We start from the raw sequence: 7,793 nt of genomic DNA on the forward strand, positions 1-7,793 counted from the left end.
GCGAGCTTGGACGGCTAGCAGGTGGGCAGTAGCGGCGCGCTTACGTGCCTTCGCTGATCAGCGTGTATACTGGCGTAACCCCGTGAGTGCTCTGCTTGACCATGCCCGCAGCCATCAACTCCTTGAGACGCCGCTGAACCGTCCTGGAGTGAATGTTCGTGAGCAGGCTGAGCTCATGAACAGTCCGCTCAGCATCGCTCAAGGCGGCTAGGATCTGCGCGTGTGAGCGTTCGATTCTCTGCGATGGCTGCCGCTCGATCTCAGCTTCGCGGATGTGTGCGCCCCATGGTTGAGCCCCCGGCAGCTGCGTGCTTGTCTGCGATGCGAGAAGTTCGGCACGCAGCTCTTCAAGCTGCCTCGTGAGAACTTGCGTCTTTTCCGCCTCCAGACGATAGACCCCCGCCCAATCGATCCCGTAATCGATCGAGTGAGGCGTGCTCTCAGACCGTCCGACGAGGTCCTGGAACGTACTACCGTTCAACAAGCTGTACGCCTTGCGAACGGAGTTGAGCGCATAGGCGTCGTCCGTGTCGGGCCTGCCGGCAATATCAAGCGCTACAGCAACGGCCTTCGTCAGCGTCGTAAGTGGTTGATACAAGGCGCCCTCCCCGTGCCGCTGTCGTGACTGTCGCGTCAGTCACCATCCTTATCGTCGCGACAGTCGCGACAAATGGTTGAGGATACGTGAAGGAGAGGCAGACTGCTGCCGCCGTCAGCGATGCCATGCTGGGCTCGCCCAAGTCGCAATTTCGCCCAAACGGGTAGGCTCCAGAACGCCGAGTCCCTCAGTCAGGCTAACCCGAGCAGCACCCCGGACAAACGAAAACGGACGCTCTCGCGACCAAGGTAGGGGCCGAAGCACGGCCGTCGAAGCTCCTTTGATTGAACGCTGAGCGATGGTCAGCCGGTCGGTTCGATGAAGACGTGGAGAGACTGGATGCCCAGTCTGAACTTGGGCGATGTCTATGCCATTCACGGCAACGGGGCCGTCTGGCGGTCCGGCCTGCCAACGCAGCCGTCCGCTCTCATGGTGGCCGAGCGCCGGTCCGGTCGCGGCGAAGACGAAGTTCGGCGGCAGCTTGGCGAGCGGCCTGGTCACCGCTTCCGAGATCGCGGCGAAACCCTCCGCTGCTGCGTCCAGCGTTTCGTAGGCACCGCACCTTCGGCATAGAGTTCGAATGGTGGCATGTGGTCGCAAACAGCCGGTCCGTTGTTTGGGCGAAGCGAGCCGAACCGGACGCCTCGGCTCCTTCGGCAGTTCAATCCTCTTTGCAGTTTCCCGAGCCGTAGCCGCGCAGGAACAGATCGACCGCCGACCGCACCCGGCGCTCAGCGGCGTTCGCGTCCGACTTGCCCGTGAAGCGCCGTTCCATGTCGGCCAGGCCCTTGCACATGGCCGCGAGATGTTCGGCCGCTTGCATCGGGTCCTCGATGGCAAGGGTTCCACGGTCCCGCTCCCGCGCCAGGAGGTCGGCCAGAGCGCGGTGCATGCGGCGCGGGCCTGCTTCGAGAAAACATTGTCCAAGCTCCGGTTCCCGCTCGATCTCGGCGGCGATGCGCTGCTCGAAGCGGATCATCTCAGGGCGGGACAGGAAAGCCACCATCGACTTGCCGAAGGCCAGCAGGCGTTCGCGAAGCGGACCCTGGTTTTGATCGAACAACAGCTGCCCGCGAATATTCTCGCATTCGTGTTCGACCGCAGCGGCGAACAAGCCGCGCTTGTCCTGAAAGTGGTTGTAGACCGTAACCTTCGACACACCGGCCTCGGCCGCAATGGCCTCGATGCTCGCGGCCGCGTAGCCGACGTCGAAGAAGGCCTTCTTGGCCGCGATCACGATCGCCTCGCGCTTAGCCAGGTCCGTGCTTCTTCCGCGTCTGCTTCGGGCTTGCGCGCTTGACAATCTGAACGGTCCAGTTCATGTGAACGAAGGCGTTCATTATGAACTCCAGCCGCTCAGCTGGCAAGAGCGTCGGCAACCCTGGCGAAGGCGCGTCATGATCTGGATCGCAATCCGAATGCTGACCGGCGACCGGCAGAAGTTTTACGGGCTGGTGTTCGGCATTGCTTTCTCGACGCTTCTGATCACTCAGCAGCTGACGATCTTCGTCAATCTGCTGAACCGCGGCGCCACCGCCGTCCACAACATCGCCACCGTCGATGTCTGGGTCATGGACCCCGTCAGCCGGACGCAGGACGTGGTCTTCCCCCTGCCCTCAACCGCGCTCGACCAGGTGCGCTCGGTGCCGGGTGTCGCCTGGGCGGTGCCGCACCTGCGGGCCGGTGCGGCCGTTCGCACGCCCGACGGCGACCTTGAAGGCGTCACGGTGGTGGGCGTGGACGACACCACGCTGATCGGGCTGCCCCGCAATCTGATCGCAGGCACGCGCGACGACTTGTCGGTGCCCAGCAGCGTGTTCGTGGACGATGTGGGACGCACCCGCCTGTTCCCGGAAGATGTCGACCCGATCGGCGCCCGGCTGGAGCTCAACGACCAACGCGCGGTGGTCCGCGGCATCGTCGACGTCGATCCCAGCTTCACCAGCCAGGTGGTGCTCTACACCCGCTACTCGAACGCGCTCAACTACGTCCCGGGTACCCGCAACCGGCTGAGCTTCGTGCTCGCCCGCGCCGCGCCGGGAGTTGCTCCGGAGGAGCTGGTTCGCCGGATCGAGACACAGACCGGGCTCAAGGCCCGCACCCGCGAGGACTTCGCCCAAGACGGCGTCACCTTCATCATCGAGAACACCGGCATTCCCATCAACTTCGGCATCACGGTCGCCCTGGGCTTTATTGTCGGCATCGCCATCGTCGGACTGACCTTCAGCCTGTTCATCCGCGACAACATCAAGCAGTTCGGCGCCCTGAAAGCGATCGGCGTCCACAACGGCAAAATCCGCGCGATGGTGGCGGCGCAGGCCGGGTTGGTCGGGCTGATCGGCTATGGCCTGGGCGTGCTGATGGCGACCCTGTTCATCAGCATCGGCGGGGCGACCAGCGTTGACTTCAAGGGCTTCTATACGCCCTGGCAGATCCCGCTGCTGACCCTGCTGGCGGTGGCGCTGATCATCCTGGGCACCGGCTGGGTGGCGCTTCGCCGGGTGCTGAAGACCGAGCCGGCGGCGGTGTTCCGGTGAGCGGCTGCGCCGACGTGACCGACAATGGCGCGGCGATCAGCGTCACCGGCATCGCCCGCGACTTCGAGGCGGGCGGTCAGACGTTGCGCGTGCTGCACGGCATCGACCTCGACGTGCAGGCCGGCCAGCTCACCTATCTCGTCGGGGAGTCAGGGTCGGGCAAGACTACGCTCATCTCCATCGTTGCCGGCATCCTCTACCCGACCGAGGGCTGCGTGCGGGTGTTCGGGACGGACATCTATTCGCTGTCTGACCGAGCGCTGGTCGAGTTCCGGCTGAACACGATCGGCTTCATCTTCCAGCAGTATAACCTCATCCCGACCATCGACGCCGCCTCCAACGCGGCGGTGCCGCTGATCGCGCAGGGCATGAATCGGGAGGAGGCGACCGAGCGCGGCCGGACCATGCTGGAGCGGCTGGGCATCGGCGACCAGGCCGGCAAGCTGCCGAGCCAGATGTCCGGTGGGCAGCAGCAGCGCGTCGCCATCGCCCGGGCGCTGGTCCACGAGCCCAAGCTGGTGGTGTGCGACGAGCCCACCGCCGCGCTCGACGCCAAGTCCGGGCGGCGGGTCATGGACTTGCTGCGCGAGGTGGCGGTGGCCAGCGACCGCTCGGTGATCATCGTCACCCACGACAACCGCATCTTCGATCTCGCCGACCGCATCCTCATCATGGAGGACGGCCGCATCACCCACGACGGCACCGACGTGCCCGCCAACGAGAGATAACGCATGGCCTCCCTTCGCTCCCGCCCGAGCTTTTCGCGCAACATCCTGCCGATCGTCGCGGTAGTCGGCGTGATCGTTGCCGCATTCCTGATCTGGCGCGGCCTGCCCGACCGCCAGCTGGAAACGCCTGCGGAGACACCGGCTCGCGCGACCGGCGCCCTGGCGAACGCGCCGCGGGTCGCCGGCGCGGGGGTGGTCGAGCCCTCGAGCGAGGTGATCGACATCGGCACGGCACTATCGGGCCTGGTCACGGCCGTGCTGGTCCGCCCGGGCGATTACGTCACGCGCGGCCAGCCGCTGTTCCGGGTCGATGAGCGCGCGGTCCGTGCTCGCCTGGGCGAGGCCGAGGCCGCCATCCGCGAAGCCGGCGCCTCGATCAGCGAAGCCCGTGCGGCCGAGAGCACGGCTGCCCGGCAGCTGGCGCTTTATCGTAAGGTCGGGGATCCCGCTGCGGTGTCCCGGTCGGAGGTCATCGGCGCCGAAGGCGAGGTGTCCGCCGCCCGCGAGCGCCGCCGCCTCGCCGAGGCCAGGCTCGCCGCCGCTCGCGCCAGCCGCAACAGCACGGGCGTCGAACTCAACCGGCTGACCGTCGCCGCACCCATTTCCGGCGAGATCCTCCGGGTCGACGTCCGGCCTGGCGAATATGTGCAGGCCGGCGTTCAGGGCGGCGCCAGCACCACGCCCTACATCCAGATGGGCGAGACCCGTCCGCTGCATGTGCGCATCGACATCGACGAGGACGAAGCCGCGCGCGTGGCGATCGGCGCGGCCGCCGTGATCAGCCCCCGCGGCGCCGCCAATCGCCAGGTCCGCGCGACGTTCGTCCGGGCCGAGCCGCAGGTGGTGCCCAAGCGCTCGCTGACCAACAGCGCGGCCGAGCGGGTCGATGTTCGCGTGCTGCAGTTGATCTACCAGCTGCCGCAAACCGATGGGCTGTTCCGGGTCGGCCAGCAGGTCGATGCCTTTATCGCCGCCCGTCCCGCTCAAGGGCAACAGCGGCAGGCGGCGGCGCGATGATGCGTTTGCTACTGGCGACCACGGGCGCGCTCATGCTGGCTTCCTGCACGGCCGGCCCGGGCAAGCTGCCGAGCGCGGCCGAGGTCGCCCTGCCCCCGGCCTTCCGCTTCGCCCCGGACGCGGCGGCGCGGAGCAGCTTGGCCACGCTCATCCCGGCCGACGATCCCGCCTACCGTGGACTTGCGGCGGCGGCCTTTCTCAACGCGCCGCAAGTTGCCGCGGCGGTCGCCCGGATCGATGTCGCGCGAGCCCAGGCCGATCGCGCCCGCGCCGAACGCCTGCCCGCACTGGACGGTGCGCTGTCGGCCGACCGCTCGCGTACGAGCGCGGGACAGACCTCCATCCCTCCGCTGCCCGGCATCGAGATCGACCGCACCCGGACGAGCTACGGGGCGAACCTCACCGCAAGGTGGGATGCGGACCTATTCGGCGGGCTGCGCGCCCGGCAACGCAGCGCCCTTGCCCGCATCGATGCCGCCGATGCCGATGCGGTGGCGGTGCGCCTTGCCCTGTTTGCGGAGATCGCCGGCAACGTCAGCGACTGGCGGACGCTGAGCGCGCGTGAGGACCGGCTGCGGCAGGACCTCGCCGCTGCCGAGCGACTGACCGGCCTCGCCAGGGTCCGGGAGCGTGCCGGGATCGCGGCCGGGATCGACCGGGTACAGGCCGAAAGCGTCGCGGCGAGCAGCCGCACGCGCCTTGAAGCCCTCGCGTCCGAACGCGCGCGCCTCGTCGGCCGGCTGGTCACCCTTACGGCCCGGCCGGCCGGCGAGGTCGAACGCCTGTTGCTCCTGCCCGCACCCGCGCCGGCCCTCGCCCCGCCGCCGCCCGCACTCCCCGCGACCCTGCTCAGCAACCGCCCCGACGTCCTCGCCGCCGGCGCGCGGCTGCGGGCCGCGAACGCGGAGGTCGCCGCTGCTGCCTCCGAGCGCTTCCCGCGGCTCACCTTGTCGAGCGCGCTCGGCCTGCTCGCGCTCAGCGTCGGCGGGCTGTTCGACAGCGATGCCCTGACCGGCTCGCTCGGCGGGGATGTCGCCGGTCCCCTGCTCGACTTCGGTCGGGTCGGCGCCGACATCGACCAAGCTGAAGCAGAAACCCGCCAAGCTTTCGCCGACTACCGGGACGCGGTCTTTACCGCCCTCGGCGATGCGGAAGGCGGTTACGCCCTGATCGCCGCGGCCGACCGGGAGCTTGCCGCCGCGCTTGCCGAGGCCGCCGCAACCGACCGCGCCGCCCGCCTCGCCGAAACCCGCTTCCGGGCGGGTCTCAGCAGCTTCCTCAATGTGCTCGAAGCGCGGCGCCTGGCGATTGCCGCCGGCGAACGGGCGGCGGCAGCCCGCGGCCGCGCCCAGCGGGCTCGCATAACGCTGTGGCAGGCGCTCGGAGGCGAGCCCATCGTCGTCAGGTGACGCATTCCCTCGGGACAGTCAGCGACCACCTGCTTCGTGTGCGTACCGGGAACGGCCCGAACGAATGCCGTAGTCCCCTCATATAAACCACGCGCACGAGTGCCGCCGGGCGAAATGCACAGTAGGTCAGCCGAGCCGCGCCGCGCTGTTCGATGACGATCGTCTGCGGAACATGGCCGATTGAGCGTTCCTGTGCTAATATCCTGCGCAGCCGCCGAGTAGCGTTGCAGCGTGCTTGCCGCAGGCAAAAAGGACGCTTCCGTGACTCGGACGGCGACGCAGGTCCTGGTTGCAGACGCACAGCCTTTGGTGAGGCTGGGGATCGAGCTGCTTGTTGGCCGAACCTTCGGCTCCGCGCAGGTGAGGGTGGCCTGCGACTCCGATGAACTCGCGGCGCAGTTGTCGCGGCCGCCAGCGCCGCGGATCGTGACGATTGCAGATGACCTGCCTGGCTTCAGTGCTGCCAAAGGCGTTCGCGAGATTGCCGCGCGCCATCCCGCGATCCGAGTTGTCGTGATGGGCGCCGATCCCGACTGCGGAGACATACTGAAGATGCTGGCAGCAGGCGCTCGCGCGTATGTACCCAAGACGCTTCCTCCAGCCGACATGTGCGCTGCATTTCGCGCCGTGAATGCAGGACGCATCTACGTTCCGGCCGGGCTGAGCGCGGTCGCGGTCCGGCCGGACGTCAAGCCCGCTCTCCCCAACATCGACGGCCTGACCAGTCGTCAGCGGGCCGTGCTTACCCAGCTTGCTGCGGGCAAGTCGAACAAGGAGATCGGCCGCGCGCTCGGCATCTCCGAGGCTACCGTTAAGGCCCACCTCAATGCGGCGTTCCGGACGCTCGGCGTGCACAACCGCGTCAGCGCAGCCAGCTTGTTGCACGGTTGACATGGCGCGCCAGCTTGCGCGCGACACCTCCCGCAGACCCTCCAACCTTCGTTCTAGACCATCTGGTTAATCGCGCTGCGATTAAACGTTTGGTAAACACGACAGACAACTTCTTCTTGATTACAAGTAATTCAGCAGAGCCGCCCCTGCAGGCCACTGCGCGTCAGGTAGAATAGTCGTACGCCGCGTAAAGTATGAAACGGGGTTCGCTGGGTTAACGCAAGTAGAGGCGGCAGGCTTTACCAATAAGCTTTGCCGGTCGGGGACTTGTGACCGTCGTACCCTGCCCAAACGAGAGGGGGAATAGCAATGGTCACGTACATCAAGAGCGACTTGGAGTTCATCCTTCAACAGATCAAGCTCTCGGAAGCCCATGCCGCGGGACAACCACTATTCGGCGAAGGCGGGCTGATCCCTGCCCCCGACCTCGCTTGGGGCGTCCGGACGGTCGACGGAAGCTTCAATCACCTCCTACCCGGGCAGGAGAAATGGGGCGCGGCCGACCAGCCCTTCCTGCCGCTGGTAACGCCGAGCTTCCGGACGGTGATGGTCGATCCCGATGGTTCCGGACCCTCGCCGGCGGTGCCGATGAGCTATGTGCCGGGCACCGACA

General features: G+C 67.2%; 8 protein-coding genes. 6 read left to right on the forward strand and 2 right to left on the reverse strand.

Features of this window, described 5'->3' with window-relative positions:
• Positions 1 to 40: 40 nt before the first annotated feature.
• Positions 41 to 598, reverse strand: a complete 558-nt coding sequence (locus QZX62_RS08625) for a winged helix-turn-helix domain-containing protein (RefSeq protein WP_294173682.1) — start codon at positions 596 to 598, stop codon at positions 41 to 43.
• A 661-nt stretch (positions 599 to 1,259) separates the two neighbouring features.
• A complete protein-coding gene (locus tag QZX62_RS08630) occupies positions 1,260 to 1,835 on the reverse strand; it encodes a TetR/AcrR family transcriptional regulator (protein ID WP_294173684.1) in 576 nt (191 codons plus the stop codon).
• A 160-nt stretch (positions 1,836 to 1,995) separates the two neighbouring features.
• Here QZX62_RS08630 and QZX62_RS08635 point away from each other — a divergent pair, with 160 nt between their 5' ends.
• The 6 genes from QZX62_RS08635 to QZX62_RS08660 form a co-directional block, all read left to right on the forward strand.
• Complete coding sequence (locus QZX62_RS08635) at positions 1,996 to 3,135, forward strand: ABC transporter permease (protein WP_294173686.1); 1,140 nt, start codon at positions 1,996 to 1,998, stop codon at positions 3,133 to 3,135.
• Positions 3,132 to 3,863: an ABC transporter ATP-binding protein gene (locus QZX62_RS08640; protein WP_294173687.1), complete on the forward strand. Its 732-nt coding sequence runs from the start codon at positions 3,132 to 3,134 to the stop codon at positions 3,861 to 3,863. The genes QZX62_RS08635 and QZX62_RS08640 overlap by 4 nt, the downstream gene beginning before the upstream one ends.
• A gap of 3 nt (positions 3,864 to 3,866) precedes the next feature.
• Positions 3,867 to 4,880, forward strand: coding sequence for a biotin/lipoyl-binding protein (locus QZX62_RS08645; RefSeq protein ID WP_294173688.1), 1,014 nt, complete (start codon positions 3,867 to 3,869; stop codon positions 4,878 to 4,880).
• The gene (locus QZX62_RS08650; RefSeq protein ID WP_294173689.1) at positions 4,877 to 6,289 is read left to right on the forward strand and encodes an efflux transporter outer membrane subunit; all 1,413 of its coding nucleotides are present in this window, start codon (positions 4,877 to 4,879) and stop codon (positions 6,287 to 6,289) included. The genes QZX62_RS08645 and QZX62_RS08650 overlap by 4 nt, the downstream gene beginning before the upstream one ends.
• A gap of 261 nt (positions 6,290 to 6,550) precedes the next feature.
• Entirely contained in the window at positions 6,551 to 7,180 is a 630-nt protein-coding gene (locus tag QZX62_RS08655) for a response regulator transcription factor (protein ID WP_294173690.1), read from the forward strand.
• A gap of 309 nt (positions 7,181 to 7,489) precedes the next feature.
• Positions 7,490 to 7,793 (forward strand): hypothetical protein (locus QZX62_RS08660; RefSeq protein ID WP_294173691.1); only part of this gene is annotated, 304 nt, incomplete at its 3' end.

It is taken from the genome of uncultured Sphingomonas sp., assembly GCF_902806265.1.
Lineage (GTDB): Bacteria > Pseudomonadota > Alphaproteobacteria > Sphingomonadales > Sphingomonadaceae > Sphingomicrobium.

Bases quoted from the DNA above. Each gene is read 5' to 3' on its own strand.
- QZX62_RS08635 (WP_294173686.1), top strand. From the start codon at position 1,996: ATGATCTGGATCGCAATCCGAATGCTGACCGGCGACCGGCAGAAGTTT.
- QZX62_RS08645 (WP_294173688.1), top strand. From the start codon at position 3,867: ATGGCCTCCCTTCGCTCCCGCCCGAGCTTTTCGCGCAACATCCTGCCG.
- QZX62_RS08650 (WP_294173689.1), top strand. From the start codon at position 4,877: ATGATGCGTTTGCTACTGGCGACCACGGGCGCGCTCATGCTGGCTTCC.